The sequence below is a fragment of the Enterobacter ludwigii genome (assembly GCA_023023105.1).
GTDB lineage: Bacteria > Pseudomonadota > Gammaproteobacteria > Enterobacterales > Enterobacteriaceae > Enterobacter > Enterobacter adelaidei.
The window spans coordinates 881,297-900,925 of sequence record CP083824.1 but is presented as its reverse complement, the minus strand read 5'-3'; the positions used below and the strand labels follow the sequence as shown (position 1 = coordinate 900,925).

Here is a 19,629-nt window from a genome sequence, read left to right as displayed (position 1 = left end):
GTATTAGTCAAACTCCAGTTCCACCTGCTCCGAACCAATGAGGCCACGGAGATCGTTAAGTAAACGATCGCTCGGAGAGACACGCCACGTTGCACCAAAGCGCAACCGCGCACGTGCATCCGCCCTCTGATAGTAGAGATGTACTGGAATTGTCCCCGAGCGGTGGGGTTCCAGAGACTGACGGAGTCGGTTTAAAAGCTGGTCATCAATTTGCCTGTCCGTCAGCGAGATAGCAAGCCCGCGAGCATATTTTTCCCGGGCTTCGTCAATGTCCATCACTTCGCGGGCGGTCATTTTAAGCCCCCCGCTGAAGTCATCAAAGCTGACCTGTCCGCTGACGATAAGTATGCGGTCTTTTTCCAGCAATTGCTGGTATTTATCCAGCGCGTCGGTGAACAACATCACCTCCAGACGCCCGGAACGGTCATCCAGCGTACAGATGCCGATACGATTGCCGCGCTTGGTGACCATTACCCTTGCAGCAATCACGAGCCCCGCAGCCGTGGTGATTTTACCACGTTCTGTCGGATGCATGTCTTTCAGCCTGTAGCCTCCGACATAGCGCTCAATTTCTTTGATGTACTGGTTGATCGGGTGTCCTGTCAGGTACAAACCTAACGTTTCACGCTCGCCATCCAGCACCACCTGTTCTGGCCACGGCAGGCAGCTGGCGTATGACTGCTCGATCTGCTCTGGCTCTTCTGCCAACACACCGAACATATCCGCCTGGCCAATGGCTTCCGCTTTCGCATGTTGATCAGCTGCTTTCAGCGCATCGCCGAGCGAGTTCATCAGTGCGGCACGGTGCGGCCCCAGCCTGTCGAACGCGCCAGACATGATCAGTTTTTCCAGCACGCGGCGGTTCAGTTTTTTGGTATCCGTACGGGCGCAAAGATCGAACAGCTCACGGAAATAACCACCGTTGTTACGGGCTTCGATGATCGCTTCGATCGGCCCCTCACCTACGCCTTTGATCGCACCGATCCCGTAGACAATTTCCCCGTGCTCGTTGACGTGGAAATGGTAAAGACCTGAGTTGATATCCGGCGGCAGGATCTTCAGCCCCATGCGCCAGCACTCATCCACCAGACCAACCACCTTCTCGGTGTTGTCCATATCGGCGGTCATAACCGCCGCCATAAACTCAGCCGGATAGTGCGCTTTCAGCCACAGCGTCTGATACGAAACCAAAGCATAGGCGGCAGAGTGAGATTTGTTAAATCCGTACCCGGCGAATTTCTCCACCAGGTCGAAAATTTTCATCGCCAGTTCGCCGTCAACGCCGTTCTTTTTCGCCCCTTCTTCGAAGGTGCCACGCTGCTTGGCCATCTCTTCCGGCTTTTTCTTACCCATCGCACGACGCAGCATGTCCGCACCGCCAAGGGTATAACCAGAGAGCACCTGGGCAATCTGCATAACCTGTTCCTGGTACAGAATGATGCCGTAGGTCGGTTCCAGTACTGGTTTCAGGCTTTCATGCTGCCACTGAACGTCCGGGTAGGAAATCTCTTCGCGCCCGTGCTTACGGTCGATAAAGTTATCTACCATCCCTGACTGAAGGGGCCCCGGACGGAACAGCGCCACCAGTGCGATCATATCTTCGAAACAGTCAGGTTGCAGACGTTTAATCAGGTCTTTCATGCCGCGGGATTCAAGCTGGAAGACCGCGGTGGTCTCCGAGCGCTGCAGCATGTCGAAACTTTTCTTGTCATCCAGCGGGATAGCGGCAATATCCAGCGGCGGCTCGCCGTTCTTCTCACGGCGGGCGTTGATCATCTCCAGCGCCCAGTTGATGATGGTCAAAGTACGCAGACCGAGGAAGTCGAACTTCACCAGCCCGGCGTATTCCACATCGTTCTTGTCAAACTGGGTAACCGGATGCTGACCTGCTTCATCACAGTAAAGCGGCGCAAAATCGGTAATTTTGGTTGGAGCAATAACCACCCCACCCGCATGTTTTCCGGCGTTACGCGTGACCCCTTCCAGCTTACGCGCCATGTCGATCAGCGCTTTGACTTCTTCGTCAGCTTCGTAAATTTCCGGCAGTTGCGGCTCGGCTTCGAACGCTTTCGCCAGCGTCATGCCCGGATCGGGCGGGACCAGTTTCGAGATACGATCAACAAAGCCGTACGGATGTCCCAGCACGCGGCCTACGTCGCGGATAACCGCTTTTGCCGCCATCGTACCGAAAGTAATAATCTGCGATACCGCATCACGACCGTACATATCCGCCACGTGCTCGATAACCTGGTCGCGTTTCTCCATGCAGAAGTCGACGTCGAAGTCGGGCATGGAGACACGTTCCGGGTTAAGGAAACGTTCGAACAGCAGGTCGAATTCCAGCGGATCGAGGTCGGTAATTTTGAGTGCGTAAGCAACCAGTGAACCCGCACCGGAACCACGTCCCGGACCTACCGGCACGCCGTTATCCTTCGACCACTGGATAAACTCCATAACGATCAGGAAGTAGCCTGGGAAGCCCATCTGGTTGATCACCTGGAGTTCTATATCCAGGCGTTCGTCATATTCAGGACGACGTTTTTTGCGTTCTTCTTCATCCGGGAACAGGAATTCCAGACGCTCTTCCAGACCCTCTTTGGATTTCACGACCAGGAAATCTTCCGTGGTCATATCTCCCGTCGGGAACTGCGGAAGGAAGTATTCTCCGAGGCGCACGGTAACGTTGCAGCGTTTTGCTATCTCGACGCTGTTTTCCAGCGCTTCCGGAATATCGGAGAAGAGTTCGCACATTTCCTCTTCGCTGCGCATATATTGCTGCGAGGAGTAATTACGCGGACGCTTTGGATCGTCGAGGGTGAAGCCATCGTGGATAGCGACGCGGATTTCGTGCGCGTCAAAATCACCGGACTCCAGGAAACGCACGTCATTCGTTGCCACCACGGGCAAGCCGCGCTCTTCAGCCAACGCGACAGCAGCGTGCAGATAATTCTCTTCGTCAGGGCGGCCAGTACGAATCAACTCCAGATAATAGCGATCCGGGAAGTACTCTTCATAAAACGAGATGCACTGATCCACCAATGCGCTGTTGCCACGCAGCAGGCATTTACCGACATCACCCATACGGCCGCCAGAGATGAGCAGCAGCCCTTCATTTAGCTCAGCCAGCCAGTCGCGGTCGATCCACGGCCCCAGCGCGCCATAGCCGCGTTGATAGGCTTTTGAGATAAGCAGTGTGAGGTTTTGATAACCCGTGTTGTTCATCGCTAACACGGAAATTTGCGTCATTTCATCGCCGATGAGATCGCTCTGCACATGAAAATCTGCACCGACGATAGGCTTCATCCCCGCGCCATGCGCCGTTCCGTAGAACTTCACCAGGCCACACAGGTTGGTAAAATCGGTGATCGCCAGTGCAGGCATGCCAAGAGAGGCCGCCTTTTTAACCAGCGGTCCGGTCTTCGCCAGCCCATCGATCATGGAGTAGTCACTATGCACCCGCAGGTGTACGAAACGTGGTTCAGCCATCTTCAGATTCCGCGTTACTTAATTGCTTGCGTATTGATTCAGGACACCAGTCCCAGCGCGCGTTTCACCGGGCCAAAGCTGCGCCGGTGATGTTCGGTTGCGCCATGTTCAGCCAGCTTTTCCAGATGGAAAGCTGTTGGATACCCCTTGTGCTGGGCGAAACCATACTGAGGGTAAGTGAGATCCAGCGCGGCCATTTCGGCATCGCGTGTCACTTTGGCAATAATAGAAGCGGCACTGATTTCTGCGACGCGGCTATCGCCTTTGACCACGGCCATCGAAGGCATAGGCAATGACGGACAACGGTTACCGTCAATCAGGACGTATTCCGGGGGTATTTTCAGACCCGCCACCGCACGCTGCATCGCCAGCATCGTGGCATGCAAAATATTCAGCTCGTCGATTTCATGCGGTTCAGCGCGCCCCAGGCTCCAGGCCAGCGCCTTCTCCTGAATCTCACTAAACAGCGCCAGTCGACGCTTTTCGGACAATTTTTTAGAGTCGTTCAGTCCAATAATCGGGCGGGTCGGATCGAGGATCACCGCTGCGGTCACTACAGCCCCCACTAACGGCCCACGCCCCACTTCATCCACACCCGCCACAAGGTGGGTATGAGGATATACAAATTCCATCATCTAGCTAACTCCAGCACCGCATCAGCCGCTTGCTCATCGGCATTACAGCGGATCTGCTGATGCAGTTCACGGAACGTATCATGCATCTGGTGGCTGGTCTTGCCGTCGGCGAGCAGCGGCAGCAACGCATCGGCAAGCGCCTGTGGCTGGCACTCATCCTGCAACAGCTCTTTCACCAGCTCGCGCCCGGCAAGCAGGTTTGGCAGGGAGACATAATCCGTTTTCACCAGACGTTTTGCCAGCCAGAAGGTGAACGGCTTCATGCGATAGCCGACCACCATCGGGCATTTCGCCAGCATACATTCCAGCGCCGCCGTGCCGGAGGCCAGCAGCGCGGCATCGCTCGCATACATCGCTTCCCGCCCTTTCCCGTCCAGAAGACGAACGTGAAGATCCGGGGCGACTTCCGCTTTGATGCGCTCAAACTGCTCGCGGCGTTTGGCATTCACCAGCGGAACAACGACTTCCAGATCGGGGTATGTCTGGCGAAGAATTTGCGCCGTTTTGAGGAAATCGGCGCTCAGCATCTCAACTTCTGCGCCACGGCTGCCTGGCAGCAATGCCAGACAGTGCGCATCATGCGGGATGCCGAGCACGTCGCGCGCCGCTTTTTTATCCGGATCCAATGGCATCGCATCCGCCATGGTATGACCGATAAAACGGCACGGAACATTAAATCTGTCGTAAAACGCTTTTTCGAAAGGCAGGAAAGCCAGCACCAGGTTGGTGGACCGTCCGATTTTGAAAACACGTTTTTGTCGCCACGCCCAGACGGACGGACTGACGTAATGAATGGTTTTTATGCCCTGCTTTTTCAGATTCCCTTCGAGGGTAATGTTGAAATCAGGTGCATCGATACCGACAAACACATCGGGTTTCAGTTCGGTAAAGCGGCGAGTAAGATCGGCACGAATATGCAGTAAACGGCGTAGCCGCCCCAGCACCTCAACGATGCCCATCACAGCCAGCTCTTCCATTTCATACCAGGCTTCACAGCCTTCGGCCTGCATCAGCGGGCCAGCAACGCCAACAAATCGTGCATTGGGTACACGCGCCTTAAGCGCACGGATAAGACCTGCACCAAGAATATCGCCGGAGGTTTCTCCGGCGACCAGGGCTATCGTAAGCGGACGACTGTCGACCATTAACGAATCAGACCCCTTGTTGAACGGTCAAAGAATTCCATGAACGCGTTCACCTCCGGGTACTTATTCGCCAGCTCGGCAATTTCCGGCTTCGCCTCTTCCAGCGTTTTGCCGCTACGGTACAGCAGTTTGTACGCGTTGCGGATGGCAGTAATCGCTTCGCGGCTAAAGCCACGACGCTTGAGGCCTTCGATGTTCACGCCAAACGGCGTGGCATGGTTGCCCTGCGCAATCACATACGGTGGGACGTCCTGCGCCACACCGGAGCATCCGCCGACCATCACGTGTGCACCAATAATGCAGAACTGATGGACTGCGGTCATGCCGCCAATAATTGCGAAGTCATCAACCGATACGTGTCCTGCCAGCGTTGCGTTGTTGGCAAGAATACAGCGGTCACCCACGGTACAGTCGTGCGCGATATGCGCATTAACCATAAACAGGTTATCGCTGCCCACCTTCGTCAACCCACCACCCTGTACTGTTCCACGATGAATGGTGACGCTTTCGCGAATACGGTTACGATCGCCAATTTCCAGACGGGTCGACTCACCAGCATATTTAAGATCCTGGTTAACTTCGCCGATGGAGGCGAACTGATAGATCTCGTTATTGCAGCCAATGGTCGTGTGACCATTCACGACAACGTGAGATTTCAGTACTGTACCCTCACCAATTTCGACATGCGGTCCAACAATACAAAACGGGCCAATGTGGACGTTAGCGCCAATGATGGCACCGGTTTCCACAATCGCGGTAGGATGAATAAAGGCGGATTTATCAATCACGTATCAGGACTCCCGGCTACGAGCACACATCATCGTCGCTTCGCAAACAACTTTGCCGTCAACCAGCGCTACGCCTTTGAAGCGAGTCAGGCCACGACGCGTTTTTTCAAAAGTGACTTCCATGATCATCTGATCACCAGGCACGACAGGGCGCTTAAAGCGCGCTTCATCAATACCCGCGAAGTAATACAGCTCACCTGGCTCCAGTTTGCCAACGCTTTTAAACGCCAGAATACCGGTAGCCTGAGCCATCGCTTCCAGAATCAACACACCCGGGAAGATAGGCTTACCAGGGAAGTGCCCCTGGAAGAACGGCTCGTTCACGGAAACATTTTTCACTGCGCGCAGAAAACGACCTTCTTCAAAATCCAGCACACGGTCTACCAGCAGAAACGGGTAGCGGTGCGGCAGAAGTTCTAAAATCTCTTCAATATGCAGAGTATGAGTGTCAGTAGTCAAAATACTCTTCCTGTCAAAATGTACTGATAACAATAATAACACGGCCTGCCGGTTTATTAGAAAGCCGACAGGCCGGGAAAAATAGCGTTAAACGGATGACGTTTAGTCTTGTTGATCGATCTTGCGCTCAAGAGACTTGAGACGCTTGCTCATATCATCAATGTTCATCACCAGAGCTGCTGTTTTACGCCATACCTTGTTGGGTTGCAGCGGGATGCCGGAGGAATAGACGCCAGGTTCAGTGATAGGGCGCATTACCATGCCCATTCCCGTCACTGTGACTTTGTCGCATATTTCCATATGGCCATTAATCACGCTCGCGCCGCCAATCATGCAGTAACGGCCAATTTTCAGGCTGCCAGCCATGATGACGCCCCCCGCTACCGCGGTATTGTCGCCAATCACAACGTTATGCGCAATCTGGCACTGGTTATCAATGATAACACCATTGCCAATGATCGTGTCGTCAAGCGCGCCACGGTCAATAGTGGTACAGGCCCCGATCTCCACACGATCGCCAATGATCACGCGACCAAGCTGTGGGATTTTAACCCAATTACCACGATCGTTAGCGTAACCAAAGCCATCCGATCCAATCACTGTACTGGACTGGACGAGGCAATTTTCGCCAATTTCAACTTCATGGTAAATGGACACATTGGCCCATAAACGGGTCCCGGCGCCGATTTTCGTATTTTTCCCAACGAAGCAACCCGGTCCGATAACGACGTTATCGCCCAACACTACGCCAGACTCGATAACGGCATTCGCACCAACCGCTACGTTGTTACCCAACTGAGCCGTCGGATCAATCGCTGCACTGGCAGCAATGTTCTGGGCCGGCTGCGGCGTGGTGTCAAGAATTTGTGCCATGCGTGCATAAGTCAGGTAGGGGTTTTTCACTACCAGTGCGCTTACAGTGGCATATGGAAGATCGTCCTGCGTCAGAACAACAGCTGACGCCTGGCATTGAGCCAGTTGCTCACGGTACTTAGGGCTTACCATGAAGGTAATCGTGCCAGCTTTAGCAGATTGCATGGACGCAACAGCGGTGATGACGATATCGCCATCACCGTGTAATTCTGCATCCAACTGCTGAGCTAAATCAGCCAGTCGAATTGAAGGCATTACTTATTTAACCTGTTTCAGAACATCAGCGGTGATGTCTTTAACATCTTTGCTGTTGAAAGCGACGGCGTTCGCATCAACAACCAGATCGATGCTCTGATCGGCAGCCACTGCTTTAACAGCAGTCTGAATGCGAGTTACCAGCTTGCCACGTTCTTCGTTAGAACGACGCTGACGATCCTGCTCGAAAGCCTGCGCTTTCTGAGAGAACGCCTGGCGCTGAGCCATTACGTCTTTTTCCAGCTTGCTGCGATCGCTTGCTTTCATGGTAGAACCATCACGCTGCAGACGCTGCATTTTGGACTGAAGATCGTTTTCCATACCCTGCAGTTCGCTTGCACGGCCTTTGAATTCGTTTTCCAGAGTCGCAGAAACGCCAGTTTTCTGTGCAACCTGCTGGAACAAATTACCCATGTTGACGATTGCAATTTTGTCTGCTGCCTGAGCAGAAGTTGCCATCGCTAAACCGAGACCTGCAGCTAATAACCACTTTTTCACAATTAACTCCTTACCATCCCATTGGCACCAGAAGGTACCGTTCTTTGCGTGGCAAGGCGACCGTGTTACCGATCGCCAGTTGTCAGCGCTACACTGCCAACGCATTCCTTTGCAGCGGATTATTACCAGGTTTTACCAATGTTAAACTGGAATTGCTCCGACTTATCTCCATCATATTTCTTAAACGGCTGGGCGTAAGAGAAGACCAACGGCCCCAGCGGTGACATCCATTGTAATGCGATACCGGCAGACATGCGAATATTGCTCGGATCGCTGTAGTCAGGAATACCTTCTGCACGCATCTGAGCAGTATTCTGCCAGTTGGTATCCCACACAGTACCGGCATCCCAGAAGAAGGACGTACGGACTGAGTTCGCATATTTATCACTGATAAACGGCGTTGGTGTGATGAACTCCAGGCTGGCAACGGCCATGGCGTTACCGCCCACAGCATCATTGGAGCTACAAACGTCGGAAGTCGAGGACTTATTACAATTATCTTTGTCGTTTCCGCCGTAGTAGACCGCTTTCGGACCAATGTTGTTGGACTGGAAGCCACGAACGGTGCTGGAACCACCGGCATAGAAGTTCTCATAGAATGGCAGTTCCTTGCCACCCAGACCATCACCATAGCCCCAACGGGTACGACCCAGAACCACCCACTTGTGGTCGTCATCAATTGGGAAGTAAGACGCGGTATCCAGCGTGACCTTATAGAACTCGTTATCGGAACCCGGTACGGTCACTTTACCGTTCAGGTTGACACGAGAACCTTCCGTCGGGAAGTAACCACGGTCAAGACGGTTATAGGTCCAGCCGTAGTTAAAGGTGAAGTCATCCGCGGCAAAGCCGTTGTCATGACCGCTTTTGCTGGTTGGCTGGCCAATAGAGTCCAGATAACGCCACATCGCCACCTGCGGTTGCATGTTGGACAGGTCGTTATGCACGTAACCTAAGCCCGCACGCAGCGTGTTGTATTCGTTGACAGGGAAGCCAAGCGTACCATCTGCACCGTAACTCTTGTTGGTGTAAGAGGACAGATCCGCGTTGTCAGCTTTAAAGTCGTTATAGAAGATACGACCGCCCAGGCTCACACCGTCTACGGTGAAGTATGGGTTAGTGACAGAGAACTCAGAGTAGGTCTGGTAGTCGTTTTTGGTACCATTAATACCAACAGAGTAACCCGTACCCAGCCAGTTATCCTGCTGTACACCAACCTGGAAGCTCACGCCGCTTTCAGTACCGTAGCCCACACCAAAGTTGAAGCTACCGGTGTTACGCTCTTTCACTTTATAGACGACATCAACCTGATCCGGGCTACCTGGCACGCGCTGGGTATCCGTATCTACGGTTTCAAAATAACCCAGACGGTTCAGACGCTCTTTCCCCTGATCAACGAGGTCGCTACCCAGCCATGCGCCTTCCATCTGACGCATTTCGCGGCGCAGAACGGAATCTTTAGAGGTGTCGTTACCAACGAAGCGGATCTTACGCACGTAGAAACGGTTACCCGCATCAACATTCACGTGCAGCTTAACGGTTTTATCCGCGTCGTTAATTTCCGGCTGTGTTTGTACGCGAGGATAGGCATAACCATAGCGGCCGAGCAGCTTCTTAATGCTGTCTTCCATTTTGGTGACCTTGGAACCACTGTACAGATCGCCTGGCTGAATTTTGGTCAGCGATTCGATCTCAGCAGAATGCCCTGCCAGGTTACCACTTACTTCAACACCAGAAAGCTTGTACTGATCGCCTTCAGTGATGTTAATCGTAATGTAGATCCCTTTCTTGTCCGGCGTCAGACTGACCTGGGTTGAGTCAATGTTGAAACGGGCATAACCACGATCCAGATAGTAGCTGCGCAGGGTCTCAAGGTCGCCCGCCAGTTTCTGTTTCTGGTATTTACGATCGCCCACCACGTTCCACCACGGCACTTCATCGCGCAGTTGGAAGGTCGAGATCAGTTCGTCGGTGCTAAACGCGTGGTTGCCGACAATGTTGATCTGTTGGATCTTCGCAGAAACACCTTCCTGGAAGACCAACTTCAGGTCAACACGGTTACGTGGCAGAGGTGTTACCACTGCTTTCACGCTGGCACTGTATTTACCCACGCTGTAGTAGAAGTCTTCCAGACCTTTCTCAATGTCTGAAAGGGTTGTGCGGTCCAGAGACTCGCCCACACGAACACCCGATGCTTCAAGGTTTTGCTTGAGCATGTCATCTTTCACCGACTTGTTACCGGAGAAAGTGATACTGGCAATCGTTGGACGTTCTTTTACCTGTACCAGCAGCGTATCACCATCGCGCAGGACGCGGACATCCTCGAAGTTGCCGGTGGCAAACAGAGCACGGATGGTGTTACTGATATCATCATCATTGACCGTATCGCCGGGGCGTACAGGCATACTGAGGAGGGCCGCACCAACGGCGACACGCTGGAGGCCTTCGAAATGAATGTCTTTCACTACGAACCCGTCAGCACCGTATACGGTGGCGCTGCTAAACAGCAGCGACGCTATGAGCAACTTTTTCATCGCCATCGTTATTATGCGTTCTTCCTAACACTCTCTTACAACCGAGAGAAATCATTGAAAAGTGCAAGCCCCATTAACAGCACCAGCAAAATCGAGCCAATGCGATAACTAAAGTCTTGAACTCGCTCGGATACCGGTCCGCCTTTTAGCTTTTCAATCGCTAAAAACAGCAGATGACCCCCGTCTAAAACGGGAAGCGGGAACAGGTTGATTATCCCAAGGTTCACGCTAATCAGCGCGAGGAACATGAGATAGTAAATCACCCCGAATTCCGCTGACATCCCAGCCCCCTGAGCAATCGAAATTGGCCCACTGAGGTTGTTCAGTTTCACATCACCGGTTATCAATTTCCCCAACATGTTGACCGTCAGCTTCATCAGTTGCCATGTTTTATCCGTGGCTTCAAGGATGGCGCTGAACGGCCCATACTGGCGTATTGTCTTGTACTCATCTGGCAGCGGGATCACTTTTGGCACAACGCCTGCAAACCCTTCTGCCTTTTTGCCGACCGACTTCGTATCCGGGATCAGCGTCAGCGAAAGCGGACTACCTTTCCTCTCAACTTCCAGTGCGAGGGACGTTCCCGGATTATCGCGCACCAGAGTAACAAAGGTCATCCACTCTGTTAATGGTTGACCATCGACTTTAACGATCCTGTCGCCCGCTTGCAAACCCGCTTTGCTCGCCGCCGAATTTGCCTGTACTTCGGCTAACACCGGCTCAATCTGAGCGCCACGTGGACGAATGCCCAGTGCAGCGACGGGATCTTCTTTGTCTGGCTCGAAACGCCAGTGACGTAAATCGAGCACTTTGTCCTGACGCGTGTCGGAACCAAACGGTGATACGCTGATGGTTGTCTGCTGATCACCAATTTTGGCTACCAGTTGCAGTCGCACGGCATCCCAATCAGGGGTTTCGATGCCATCAATCGCTTTAAGTTCCATCCCTGACGTAATTTGCGCACTCGCCGCGATGGAATTGGGGGCAATTTCACCTACCACAGGGCGCACGCCGGGGACGCCAATGATAAACACCAGCCAGTAAGCGAAAATAGCAAAGATGAAATTGGCTACCGGTCCGGCAGCGATGATGGCGGCGCGTTGTCCAACCGTTTTGTTGTTGAATGCGCTGTGTCGTAATTCAGGTGCGACAGGCTCAACGCGCTCGTCGAGCATTTTAACGTAGCCGCCCAGCGGGATAAGGGCGATGACAAATTCCGTACCGTGACGGTCGGTGCGCGTCCAGAGTGATTTACCGAAACCGATGGAAAATCGCTCTACCCGCACACCACAACGGCGAGCAACCCAGAAATGGCCAAATTCATGCACGGTAATCAGTACACCCAGTGCAACAATGAACGCCGCCAGATTCCAGAGAATGCTCAGCATAAAACCTTCCGTTAAATCGTCCCAAATACCAGTAAAAGCAAGCAAGCAAATACCGGAACAGCCGCTGTCAGGCTATCAATGCGATCCAGTATACCGCCATGCCCTGGAATCAGGTGTCCGCTGTCCTTAATCCCTGCTTCACGCTTAAACATACTCTCGGTTAAATCACCGAGCACTGAGGCAAGCGCAGCAAAAATCGAGCACACCAGCAGTATTGACGGTGCCACTTCCAGATTCGCCCAGACGCCGTAGCCCCAGGAGATAATCGCTGCCGTAAACAAGCCACCGATGAAGCCTTGCCAGGTTTTACCCGGGGAAACCTTCGGCGCCAGTTTATGTTTGCCAAACAGTTTACCAAACATATAGGCCCCGGAGTCAGCCCCCCAAACGAGAATCATCACATAAAGCAGCCAGATCGCGCCGCTGTAGTGGTTTTCGTCATAGTGCCAGGCACGCAGTGCGACCATACCCCAGAAAAATGGAACAATCGTGAGCAAACCAAAAATAAGCCGCAGCACTTTTGAATTACGCCAGATTGCCGCAGAGCCGGGGTAGAAAAGCACCAGCAGCAGAGCAGCAACCCACCAGGCCAGCGATACCCACAGGGAACCAGCAACCAGCGGTTGATGAATATCATGATGATATTCAGGCAACGTAAACAGCATTATGGCCAGGATAAAGCCACAGAGTACCGCAAGCCATACTCGCTGACTGCGTGAGGTAAAGCCGCTAAACTGTCCCCATTCCCACGCGGCGAGCATACAGACCACCAGCGTAACAATAGCGAATCCCACTGGGGGCAGTAAAAACAGCGCCGCAATGACAATGGGTATTAATACAAAAGCGGAAATCAGGCGATACTTCAGCAAAAGCTACCCCCATCAGGCTTTGTCGCCACCAGGCTCGGTGCCGCCGAAACGACGCTCTCGATTGGCAAAGGCATGCAGCGCACCTTCAAAGTCTTGTTCATCAAAATCGGGCCAAAGAACATCCGTAAAGTAAAGTTCGGCATAGGCAATTTGCCATATCAAAAAGTTACTTATGCGATGTTCCCCCCCTGTCCTAATTACCAAATCCACAGGTGCCTGTTCATTCATGCAGATTTGCTTGTTCAGCGCCTCTTCATCAATTTGGTCGGGTCTCAACAGCCCTTCCTGAACCTGTTCGGCAAGATGCCGAACGCCCTGGATAATATCCCAGCGTCCGCCGTAATTCGCCGCAATATTGAGCGTCAGACCCGTATTATTCTCAGTCAGCGCTTCTGCTTTACGAATCCGTTCCTGCAAACGTGAGTTAAAACGACTGGTATCGCCAATGATACGCAGGCGGACGTTGTGGCGGTGCAGGCTTTTTACTTCGCTGTCGAGCGCCCACACAAACAATTCCATCAACGCGGTTACTTCCTGCGGAGGTCGATTCCAGTTTTCACTGCTAAAAGCATAGAGCGTTAACGCATCAATGCCGTTATTGGCGGCAAAAGAAACGGCGCGGCGAACAGATTTCGCCCCAGCTTTATGCCCAAAGGCTCGTATCTTCCCTTGTCTTTTCGCCCAGCGGCCGTTGCCATCCATAATGATTGCTACATGACGACAGCCATGAGCTGGCAAGTTTTCGCTTATTGGTTGATTCGCAGACAACATAACGCGTTTTTTGTCCCTGAAAAGGATTTAACGGTACTCAGGAATACTGAAGCCTATACATAAAAAAGCCGTGTCAAACCACGGCTTACCTGACCACATTAAGTCAAATACCTGCGATCAGGTGGCGCAGACTATATCACTGAAGCCCAACGCTAACAAATAGCACGACGACTAGTGCTTGCTTTATCACCAGCTTGCGGGACGTGTCACTTGTTTACGCGCAATATCACGAGCCGCTGTATCTACCGCCAGCACCTCTTCCACACTTTGTGGTTCACGCAAATCCATCATTTCCAGTACCGATAAATTCAACACTGCAATATCGGTAAAACGGATCTGCTGATTCAAAAATGCCTCAACGGTAATTTCATTAGCTGCATTCAGTGCCGTCGTCGCCGCCTGCCCCTGGTCAAAGGCATGCATCGCAAGCTTCAGACACGGATAGCGATCGTAATCTGGTTCGCTAAATGTCAAAGAACTTAACTTGCAGAAATCAAGCGGCTTCACGCCAGATTTCACTCGATTTGGCCACGCCATTGAATGGGCAATTGGCGTACGCATATCCGGCTCGCCCAACTGTGCCAGCACACTGCCATCCTGATAGCGCACCATCGAGTGAATCACCGATTGCGGGTGGATCAGTACTTCCATCTGTTTCGCTGACGCATTAAACAGCCAGCGCGCTTCAATGTATTCCAGACCTTTATTCATCATGGTGGCAGAGTCAACGGAGATTTTACGCCCCATTGACCAGTTCGGATGACGGCACGCCTGATCCGGCGTCATTGCGCTCAGTTCAGACAGTGGCGTTTCGCGGAACGGGCCACCAGACCCGGTAAGCAGAATAGACACCACACCATTCTGCTCAAGGTCAGCGTACCCCAGGTTCTGTTGAAAAGGTTGCGGTAAACTCTGAAAAATCGCGTTGTGCTCGCTATCGACCGGTAAAAGACGCGCCCCGCGCTGCTTCACCGCTTCCATAAACAAACGTCCGCAGGTAACCAGAGACTCTTTATTGGCTAGCAGAACATCCTTACCGGCATCAATTGCGGCAAGTGTTGGCAACAGCCCAGCCGCCCCGACGATGGCCGCCATAACCTGGTCAACCTCATCCAGCGCAGTCATCTCACAAGCTGCCTGTTGTCCACTCAGAACCTCAGTTCGACAGCCCTTTTCACGCAGTTGCACTTTCAGCAGACGCGCACTCTCTTCGTCATCCATCACCGCATAGCGGGGTGAAAACTCCAGGCACTGCTCGACCATTCGCTGCACATTCTTACCGGCCACCAGCGCTGTCACGGTGTAAAGTTCAGGATTATGGCGAACGACGTCGAGAGTACTGCAACCGATAGAGCCGGTTGAGCCGAGGAGTGTTAAATGCTTCATGAGATGCCCGAAAAAAGTTAGACCAGATAAAAGCAAAACGCCGCCAGCAAGACCCGAAGTCCCTCTGAACGGCGTTTATCAGTGTACGACAGAAATCAGAACTGCATCAGTTCCGCTTCTTTATCTGCCAGCGCCGCATCAATTTTCTTGATGGCAGCATCAGTCATTTTCTGAACATCGTCCTGTGAACGACGATCGTCATCTTCACTGATCTCTTTTTCTTTCAGCAGCGCTTTGACTTTATCGTTCGCGTCGCGACGTACGTTACGAACGGAAACGCGACCCTGCTCAGCTTCGCCACGAACGACTTTGATCAGGTCTTTACGACGCTCTTCCGTCAGCGGAGGAAGTGGAACGCGGATATCAGCGCCCGCAGAGCTTGGGTTCAGACCGAGGTCAGACGCCATGATCGCTTTCTCAACGGCCGGGCCCATAGAACGATCGAATACGTTGATTTTCAGCGTACGGGTATCTTCAACCGTCACGCTTGCCAGCTGACGCAGAGGGGTTGGCGTACCGTAGTATTCTACGATGATGCCATCCAGCAGGCTTGGGGAAGCACGGCCAGTACGGATTTTGCTGATTTGGGTTTTGAACGCTTCTACGCATTTTTCCATGCGTACTTCAGCATCTTTTCTGATGTCGTTAATCACGTTACGAATCCTTGAAAACTTGTCTCAGGCAGACTATCCGCCAGCACAGCGCTACAGGTGTGCTAAGTATAGTCGCGTTTAATTCATGACAACGCCAAAGGCGCGCCCGGGTAAGATACCACTACAAAATAAAGCGGAATCTTACCTGTATTTAGCGTCAACGGAAATTATTCCGTGATCAAAGTGCCTTCTTTTTCACCCATGACCACGCGACGCAGTGCGCCTGGCTTGTTCATGTTGAAGACACGGATCGGCAGTTTGTGGTCGCGAGCCAGCGTGAAGGCGGCAAGATCCATCACTTTCAGCTCTTTATCCAGCACTTCGCTGTAGCTCAGCTGATCGTACATGGTGGCAGAAGGATCTTTTGCCGGGTCGGCAGTAAACACGCCGTCTACTTTGGTCGCTTTCAGTACCACATCGGCTTCGATCTCGATACCGCGCAGGCAGGCAGCGGAATCGGTTGTAAAGAACGGGTTACCCGTACCGGCGGAGAGGATCACCACGCGGTTGTTGCGCAGCAGGCTAATCGCTTCTGCCCAGCTGTAATTATCGCATACGCCATTCAGTGGAATCGCGGACATCAGGCGGGCATTCACATAGGCGCGATGCAGTGCATCACGCATTGCCAGGCCATTCATGACGGTTGCCAGCATACCCATGTGGTCGCCCACAACGCGGTTCATCCCCGCTTTCGCCAGACCAGCACCACGGAAAAGGTTGCCACCGCCAATGACCACGCCAACCTGGATACCCAGTTCGACCAGTTCTTTGATTTCCTGTGCCATGCGATCAAGGATGCTTGCGTCAATACCGAAGCCTTCCGATCCCTGCAGCGCTTCGCCACTCAGCTTAAGCAGAATGCGTTTGTACACGGGTTTTGCATTGGTAGCCATGTTTCTTTCCTGAGACTGTCAACGATTAAGATGGGGGTTAATTCTGGCGACATGATATGCCGCAAATCAGCACAGCGATACTGGAGCCTGTCTGATTTCCTGTGACGGGTGACAAAAAGAAGCCGCCCTCAGGCGGCTCCTTTTCAATCATTAAGACTGCTTGGACATTGCAGCAACTTCTGCTGCGAAGTCAGTCTCAACTTTCTCGATGCCTTCGCCCACTTCGAAGCGGATGAAGCCAGTTACGTCAGCGTTGTGCTCTTTCAGCAGCTGAGCAACAGACTTGCTTGGATCCATTACGAATGGCTGGCCAGTCAGAGAAACTTCGCCGGTGAATTTCTTCATGCGGCCTTCAACCATTTTCTCTGCGATTTCTTTTGGTTTACCAGACTGCATCGCGATGTCCAGCTGAACCTGGTACTCTTTCTCTACCACTTCAGCAGACACGTCTTCTGGCTTAACGAATTCTGGTTTGCTTGCAGCGATGTGCATAGCCAGCTGTTTAACCAGCTCTTCGTCAGCACCTTTAGCAGCAACCAGAACGCCGATACGCGCACCGTGCTGGTAAGAGCCCAGAACGTCACCTTCCAGAGAAGCAACACGACGGATGTTGATGTTCTCACCGATTTTAGCAACCAGCGCAACACGTTCTTCTTCGAACTGTGCTTTCAGAACTTCAACGTCAGTGATTTTGCCAGCAACTGCAGCGTCCAGAACTTTGTTAGCAAATGCCTGGAAACCACCATCTTTAGCAACGAAGTCAGTCTGGCAGTTAACTTCCAGAATGATGCCGTAAGTGCCGTCGATTTTAGTGATGATCACGCCGTCAGCAGCAACGTTGCCTGCTTTTTTAGCTGCTTTGATCGCACCGGATTTACGCATGTTTTCGATTGCCAGCTCGATGTCGCCGTTCGCTTCAGTCAGCGCTTTTTTGCAATCCATCATGCCTGCGCCAGTACGCTCGCGCAGCTCTTTTACCAGGGATGCGGTAATTTCAGCCATTCTTAAATCCTCGGGAGATGTGAACTGCCCGGCCTGCGGCCAAACAGTGTAAATTGAAAAAAGGGGCCGATAATGGGCCCCTATTCATACACGGTACTAATAAGGGGTGAAACCTTATTATTCAGCTTCTACGAAGCTTTCTTCCGCCTGAGAAGCCAGATCCTGGGAACGGCCTTCACGAACGGTAGCAGCTACAGCGCTCAGGTACAGGCTAACAGCACGGATTGCGTCGTCGTTACCCGGGATAACGAAGTCAACACCGTCCGGATCGGAGTTGGTATCAACGATAGCGAATACCGGGATACCCAGGTTGTTAGCTTCTTTGATTGCGATGTGCTCGTGGTCTGCATCGATTACGAACAGCGCGTCTGGCAGGCCGCCCATATCTTTGATACCGCCCAGGCTGTTTTCCAGCTTGTCCAGCTCACGAGTGCGCATCAGCGCTTCTTTCTTAGTCAGCTTGTCGAAAGTACCGTCCTGAGACTGGGTTTCCAGATCTTTCAGGCGTTTGATTGACTGACGAACAGTTTTCCAGTTAGTCAGCATGCCGCCCAACCAGCGATGGTTCACGAAGAACTGGTCGCAGCTGTTAGCAGCATCTTTCACAGCTTCGCTTGCAGCGCGCTTAGTACCAACGAACAGAATCTTACCTTTACGGGAAGAGATCTTGTTCAGCTCAGCCAGGGCTTCGTTGAACATTGGTACAGTTTTCTCAAGGTTGATGATGTGAACTTTGTTACGTGCGCCGAAGATGAAAGGCTTCATTTTCGGGTTCCAGTAACGGGTCTGGTGACCAAAGTGAACACCAGCCTTGAGCATGTCGCGCATGGAAACAGTTGCCATGTTTAAAACCTCTATATTGAAAGTTGGGGTTATGCCTCCACGTATCCCATATTACCGACCCCGAAGGGCACCCCGGAATATGTGCCGATACGTGTGTGTTGTTACACAAAGTGAGATTTGTCGCTTCCGTCCAGCTTGTGTATCTGAGATGGATCGGAAGTCCGGCGCGCTTTATACCACAAAACACGACCAGAAACCAACAGTTGTTGGCGGAGTGTGCTGTTAATGATTCTCAATTTGGCACGAGGTGTGCCTGACTGATACCATTGGCGACACTTAGACTAGTATTGTCGAAAAAATCGACACCGATGGACAGATTACATGGCTATCTCTATTAAGACACCTGAAGAAATTGAAAAGATGCGCGTCGCCGGTCGTCTGGCCGCGGAAGTGCTGGAAATGATCGAGCCGTTCGTGAAGCCGGGCGTCAGCACCGGTGAACTGGACCGCATCTGTAACGACTATATTGTGAACGAGCAGCATGCGGTATCCGCCTGCCTCGGCTACCACGGTTTCCCGAAATCCGTCTGCATTTCTATTAATGAAGTGGTTTGCCACGGTATTCCGGACAACGAAAAACTGCTCAAAGATGGCGACATCGTCAACATCGACGTGACGGTCATTAAAGATGACTACCACGGTGACACCTCTAAGATGTTCATCGTTGGCAAGCCAACCATTCTGGGCGAGCGTCTGTGTAAAGTGACGCAAGAGAGCCTCTACCTGGCGCTGAAAATGGTGAAACCGGGTATTCGCCTGCGTACCATTGGTGCCGCGATTCAGAAGTTCGTGGAAGCGGAAGGGTTCTCCGTCGTTCGCGAATACTGCGGTCACGGCATTGGCCGTGTGTTCCACGAAGAACCGCAGGTTCTGCACTATGATGCAGATGATGGCGGCGTAGTGCTGCAAAAAGGCATGACCTTCACCATCGAGCCGATGGTCAACGCCGGTGACTACCGCATCCGCACCATGAAAGATGGCTGGACGGTGAAAACCAAAGACAGAAGCTTGTCTGCGCAGTACGAGCATACTATTGTGGTAACAGACAACGGCTGCGAAATTATGACGTTGCGCAAGGATGACACTATCCCGGCGATACTGACGCACGATGAATGATAAAAAAGCCGGCAAATGCCGGCTTTTTTAATGGC

17 protein-coding genes are annotated in these 19,629 nt (G+C 52.4%); 1 reads left to right on the top strand and 16 read right to left on the bottom strand.

Annotated features, from left to right (window positions below):
- Nucleotides 1–3: 3 nt before the first annotated feature.
- From dnaE to rpsB, 16 genes are all read right to left on the bottom strand, one after another.
- Complete coding sequence (gene dnaE / locus LCD46_04155) at nucleotides 4–3,486, bottom strand: DNA polymerase III subunit alpha (protein UOY71537.1); 3,483 nt, start codon at nucleotides 3,484–3,486, stop codon at nucleotides 4–6.
- Between the two features lie 38 nt (nucleotides 3,487–3,524).
- Nucleotides 3,525–4,121, bottom strand: coding sequence for a ribonuclease HII (rnhB, locus tag LCD46_04150; protein ID UOY71536.1), 597 nt, complete (start codon nucleotides 4,119–4,121; stop codon nucleotides 3,525–3,527).
- Entirely contained in the window at nucleotides 4,118–5,266 is a 1,149-nt protein-coding gene (gene lpxB, locus LCD46_04145) for a lipid-A-disaccharide synthase (protein ID UOY71535.1), read from the bottom strand. The genes rnhB and lpxB overlap by 4 nt, the downstream gene beginning before the upstream one ends.
- Nucleotides 5,266–6,054, bottom strand: a complete 789-nt coding sequence (lpxA, locus tag LCD46_04140) for an acyl-ACP--UDP-N-acetylglucosamine O-acyltransferase (GenBank protein UOY71534.1) — start codon at nucleotides 6,052–6,054, stop codon at nucleotides 5,266–5,268. The genes lpxB and lpxA overlap by 1 nt, the downstream gene beginning before the upstream one ends.
- A 3-nt stretch (nucleotides 6,055–6,057) precedes the next feature.
- A complete protein-coding gene (gene fabZ, locus LCD46_04135; protein UOY71533.1) occupies nucleotides 6,058–6,513 on the bottom strand; it encodes a 3-hydroxyacyl-ACP dehydratase FabZ in 456 nt (151 codons plus the stop codon).
- A 102-nt stretch (nucleotides 6,514–6,615) separates the two neighbouring features.
- Complete coding sequence (gene lpxD / locus LCD46_04130; GenBank protein UOY71532.1) at nucleotides 6,616–7,641, bottom strand: UDP-3-O-(3-hydroxymyristoyl)glucosamine N-acyltransferase; 1,026 nt, start codon at nucleotides 7,639–7,641, stop codon at nucleotides 6,616–6,618.
- Nucleotides 7,642–7,644: 3 nt separating this feature from the next.
- The gene (skp, locus tag LCD46_04125; protein ID UOY71531.1) at nucleotides 7,645–8,139 is read right to left on the bottom strand and encodes a molecular chaperone Skp; all 495 of its coding nucleotides are present in this window, start codon (nucleotides 8,137–8,139) and stop codon (nucleotides 7,645–7,647) included.
- 122 nt (nucleotides 8,140–8,261) lie between these two features.
- A complete protein-coding gene (gene bamA, locus LCD46_04120) occupies nucleotides 8,262–10,679 on the bottom strand; it encodes an outer membrane protein assembly factor BamA (GenBank protein ID UOY71530.1) in 2,418 nt (805 codons plus the stop codon).
- A gap of 29 nt (nucleotides 10,680–10,708) precedes the next feature.
- Nucleotides 10,709–12,061: a sigma E protease regulator RseP gene (gene rseP, locus LCD46_04115; protein ID UOY71529.1), complete on the bottom strand. Its 1,353-nt coding sequence runs from the start codon at nucleotides 12,059–12,061 to the stop codon at nucleotides 10,709–10,711.
- 11 nt (nucleotides 12,062–12,072) lie between these two features.
- The gene (gene cdsA / locus LCD46_04110) at nucleotides 12,073–12,930 is read right to left on the bottom strand and encodes a phosphatidate cytidylyltransferase (GenBank protein ID UOY71528.1); all 858 of its coding nucleotides are present in this window, start codon (nucleotides 12,928–12,930) and stop codon (nucleotides 12,073–12,075) included.
- Nucleotides 12,931–12,942: 12 nt separating this feature from the next.
- A complete protein-coding gene (ispU, locus tag LCD46_04105; GenBank protein ID UOY71527.1) occupies nucleotides 12,943–13,701 on the bottom strand; it encodes a (2E,6E)-farnesyl-diphosphate-specific ditrans,polycis-undecaprenyl-diphosphate synthase in 759 nt (252 codons plus the stop codon).
- Nucleotides 13,702–13,887: 186 nt separating this feature from the next.
- Nucleotides 13,888–15,087: a 1-deoxy-D-xylulose-5-phosphate reductoisomerase gene (gene ispC / locus LCD46_04100; GenBank protein UOY71526.1), complete on the bottom strand. Its 1,200-nt coding sequence runs from the start codon at nucleotides 15,085–15,087 to the stop codon at nucleotides 13,888–13,890.
- A gap of 95 nt (nucleotides 15,088–15,182) precedes the next feature.
- Nucleotides 15,183–15,740 carry a ribosome recycling factor gene (frr, locus tag LCD46_04095; GenBank protein ID UOY71525.1) on the bottom strand — a complete coding sequence of 186 codons (558 nt, stop codon included), beginning with the start codon at nucleotides 15,738–15,740 and terminating at the stop codon, nucleotides 15,183–15,185.
- Between the two features lie 167 nt (nucleotides 15,741–15,907).
- Nucleotides 15,908–16,633 (bottom strand): UMP kinase, encoded by a 726-nt coding sequence (pyrH, locus tag LCD46_04090; GenBank protein ID UOY71524.1) that lies wholly within the window; start codon nucleotides 16,631–16,633, stop codon nucleotides 15,908–15,910.
- Nucleotides 16,634–16,783: 150 nt separating this feature from the next.
- Complete coding sequence (gene tsf / locus LCD46_04085; GenBank protein UOY71523.1) at nucleotides 16,784–17,635, bottom strand: translation elongation factor Ts; 852 nt, start codon at nucleotides 17,633–17,635, stop codon at nucleotides 16,784–16,786.
- 117 nt (nucleotides 17,636–17,752) lie between these two features.
- Nucleotides 17,753–18,478: a 30S ribosomal protein S2 gene (gene rpsB, locus LCD46_04080; GenBank protein ID UOY71522.1), complete on the bottom strand. Its 726-nt coding sequence runs from the start codon at nucleotides 18,476–18,478 to the stop codon at nucleotides 17,753–17,755.
- A 321-nt stretch (nucleotides 18,479–18,799) separates the two neighbouring features.
- On the opposite strand from rpsB, the gene map reads away from it, so the two are divergent.
- Entirely contained in the window at nucleotides 18,800–19,594 is a 795-nt protein-coding gene (gene map / locus LCD46_04075; GenBank protein UOY71521.1) for a type I methionyl aminopeptidase, read from the top strand.
- Nucleotides 19,595–19,629: the final 35 nt, after the last annotated feature.

Bases quoted from the DNA above. Each gene is read 5' to 3' on its own strand.
- dnaE (UOY71537.1), bottom strand. From the start codon at position 3,486: ATGGCTGAACCACGTTTCGTACACCTGCGGGTGCATAGTGACTACTCC.
- rnhB (UOY71536.1), bottom strand. From the start codon at position 4,121: ATGATGGAATTTGTATATCCTCATACCCACCTTGTGGCGGGTGTGGAT.
- lpxB (UOY71535.1), bottom strand. From the start codon at position 5,266: ATGGTCGACAGTCGTCCGCTTACGATAGCCCTGGTCGCCGGAGAAACC.
- lpxD (UOY71532.1), bottom strand. From the start codon at position 7,641: ATGCCTTCAATTCGACTGGCTGATTTAGCTCAGCAGTTGGATGCAGAA.
- bamA (UOY71530.1), bottom strand. From the start codon at position 10,679: ATGGCGATGAAAAAGTTGCTCATAGCGTCGCTGCTGTTTAGCAGCGCC.
- rseP (UOY71529.1), bottom strand. From the start codon at position 12,061: ATGCTGAGCATTCTCTGGAATCTGGCGGCGTTCATTGTTGCACTGGGT.
- ispU (UOY71527.1), bottom strand. From the start codon at position 13,701: ATGTTGTCTGCGAATCAACCAATAAGCGAAAACTTGCCAGCTCATGGC.
- ispC (UOY71526.1), bottom strand. From the start codon at position 15,087: ATGAAGCATTTAACACTCCTCGGCTCAACCGGCTCTATCGGTTGCAGT.
- pyrH (UOY71524.1), bottom strand. From the start codon at position 16,633: ATGGCTACCAATGCAAAACCCGTGTACAAACGCATTCTGCTTAAGCTG.
- tsf (UOY71523.1), bottom strand. From the start codon at position 17,635: ATGGCTGAAATTACCGCATCCCTGGTAAAAGAGCTGCGCGAGCGTACT.
- rpsB (UOY71522.1), bottom strand. From the start codon at position 18,478: ATGGCAACTGTTTCCATGCGCGACATGCTCAAGGCTGGTGTTCACTTT.
- map (UOY71521.1), top strand. From the start codon at position 18,800: ATGGCTATCTCTATTAAGACACCTGAAGAAATTGAAAAGATGCGCGTC.